This window comes from Streptomyces sp. YS-3 (assembly GCF_045257485.1).
Lineage (GTDB): Bacteria > Actinomycetota > Actinomycetes > Streptomycetales > Streptomycetaceae > Streptomyces.
Window position 1 is genome coordinate 1 of the sequence record NZ_JBJHPC010000783.1, and the last position, 2695, is coordinate 2695.

A 2695-nucleotide genomic window follows, 5' to 3' on the forward strand; every position below is an offset into this window, starting at 1 on the left:
GAGGCCGGGGAGGCGGGAGGTGACTCAGCGCGGCTGCTGCTCCTGCTGCTGCCCCTGCTCCTGCTCCTGCTGGCCGGGGAGCTGAGGGTGACCGGGGAGCTGCCCGTGGCCGTGGCCGGAGTTCTGGATCTGCCGGTACTCCTCGACGGTGGCCTTGGGGATGTGCGAGCCCGGTCCGTACAGGGCCTTGGCGAGCTTGGCGCGCAGCCGCTGGGAGCGGGTGACCTTGCGGCGGACGCCGTTCCCGTCGACCTCCGGGCCCAGTTCGTAGGGCGCGGGCTGCTCGTGGTGGGTGAGTTTGTAGAGCTGCCCCTGGTCGAGCGGCTCGTGCACCTCCACGTACTCGCCGTGCGGCAGCCGTTTGATGACGCCGCTCTCCCGGCCGTGCAGCGCCATCTCCCGGTCGCGGAGCTGGAGTCCCTGGCAGATGCGCTTGGTGACGATGAAGGTGAGGACCGGTCCGGCGAAGAAGGCGACCCGGACGAACCAGGTGATCGAGTTGATGGAGAGATGGAAGTGGGTGGCCCACAGGTCGTTGCCGCCGCCGATGAGGCAGACGAAGTACATGGCGAGCCAGGCCGTGCCGAGGCCGGTGCGGACCGGGTGGTTGCGCGGCCGGTCCGCGATGTGGTGCTCGCGTTTGTCGCCGGTGACCCAGGCCTCGATGAACGGGTACGCGCCGATCGCGGCGAGCAGCAGCGGGAAGAGCGTGAAGGGAATGAGGACGCCGAGGGCGAGCGTATGGCCCCAGGCGTTGATCTCCCATCCCGGCATCACCCGGATCAGGCCCTCGGAGAATCCCAGGTACCAGTCGGGCTGGGCGCCGGTCGAGACGAGGTCCGGCCGGTAGGGACCCATCGCCCAGACGGGGTTGATGGTCGCGACCGCGCCCATGATGGTCAGCAGTCCGAAGACCAGGAAGAAGAACCCGCCGGCCTTGGCGGTGTAGACGGGCATCAGGGGCGCGCCCACCACGTTCTTCTCGGAGCGGCCGGGCCCGGCGAACTGGGTGTGCTTGTGGTAGAAGACCAGGATCAGATGGGTGACGACCAGCCCCAGGATGAGCCCCGGCAGCAGCAGCACATGCGCCGAGTAGAGCCGCGGGATGATGTCGTGCCCGGGGAACTCGCCGCCGAAGAGGAAGAAGGAGATGTACGTACCGATCACCGGGATCGACAGGATCGCGCCGTCGGCGAAGCGAATGCCGGTGCCGGAGAGCAGGTCGTCCGGGAGCGAGTAGCCGGTGAGGCCGGTGATGAGGGCCGTGAACAGGATGGTCCAGCCGAACAGCCAGTTCAGTTCGCGCGGCTTGCGGTAGGCGCCGGTGAAGAACACCCGCATCATGTGCACCAGCAGCCCGGCGCAGAAGACCAGCGCGGACCAGTGGTGGACCTGACGTATCAGCAGACCGCCGCGCACGTCGAAGCTGAGGTCGATGGTGGACTCGTAGGCCCTGGTCATCCGGACGCCGCTGAGCGGGGTGTACGAGCCGTGGTAGACGACCTCCACACCGCTCGGCTCGAAGAAGAGGGTCAGATAGATACCGGTGAGGATGAGGACGAGAAAGCTGTAGAGGCAGATCTCCCCGAACATGAAGGACCAGTGGTCCGGGAAGATCTTGCGCATCTGGGTCCGGGCGATGGAGTAGATACCGAGCCGCCCGTCCGCCCAGTCGGCCAGCCGCTCGCCTTTCGCCGGCTCCGCGGGCCGCTCGGTGTCCTCCGTGCCGCTCCTGATGTCGGTGCTCATGCGTCTCCCCCTCAGGCGTTCCATCCCTCAAGGCCTGTAACAGGGTAGACATCCGAGCACCCGGGCCAACAGCCCCTACCCGGACGCTAGTTGAGTGAGCCGGACCACGCGGTCCGGGCGTCGACGGCCGGTCAGCCGACCCGGCGGCGGTCGCGCGCGACGAACTCCCAGGTGGGCTCGGCTGCGGATGCGGCAGCGGGGGTGGCTGCGGCGGCGTCGGCTGCGGGCATGACGATGGCGTTCAAGTGTCGCTCCCCTGAGAGGTGTTCGGGATCGGAGTGAGGGGTGGGGGGTGGGTGACGTAACGACGGCGGCTCGCGACGCGGACCTGAGAATACCAACCGGAGGGTCTACTTCACTAGCGGTGGGGCACGAAAACCACACAACCGAACGACCCATATCGTTGGATAGAGGGGCTTTCTTCCCACCCAAAACCAGCAGGCCGGTCGGATACTCTCACTCGGCCACGGGGAGGGCGGCCAGTACGTCCGGCGGGAGGGGGTATCGCTGGGCGAGCGCGGCGATGATCTGATGGGCCACGTCCCGGTCGGCGTCCGGATCGGCCACCTCGGCGTCCCCTCCCCCCTCACCGCCGGCGAGGAGCCCGCWCAACTCGTCCCGTACGGACTGCTCACACACCCCGTACGTACGGGCGTCGGCGAGCTGCTCGTCGACATAGCGATGAACGCGCTGAAGGGCGGCACTGACGGGCGTGCCGTCGAACTCGGCCTTCACAGCGACCCCGCCGGACGCCTCCCGCCCCTCGGCGGGCGCCGCCAGCAGGCCGATCACGGCGTCCTTCACATCGAGACGAGTCAGAAAGACGCTGACGACGGTCATCACTGCTGCTCCTTGCCGGTCGTGACACTGGTCCGTGGCGCGGGGGTGGGGGCACCGGCCACGGACCGTGTGTATCGCATGGGGCTATAGGGAGACTTGCCTGCGG

2 protein-coding genes are annotated in these 2695 nt (G+C 68.1%); both read right to left on the minus strand.

Annotation, left to right across the window (positions count from 1 at the left end):
* Window positions 1–24: 24 nt before the first annotated feature.
* Window positions 25–1749 (minus strand): cytochrome bc complex cytochrome b subunit, encoded by a 1725-nt coding sequence (locus ACJA3G_RS34700; RefSeq protein ID WP_406557011.1) that lies wholly within the window; start codon window positions 1747–1749, stop codon window positions 25–27.
* A gap of 456 nt (window positions 1750–2205) precedes the next feature.
* A complete protein-coding gene (locus ACJA3G_RS34705) occupies window positions 2206–2589 on the minus strand; it encodes a hypothetical protein (protein WP_406557012.1) in 384 nt (127 codons plus the stop codon).
* Window positions 2590–2695 lie beyond the last annotated feature (106 nt).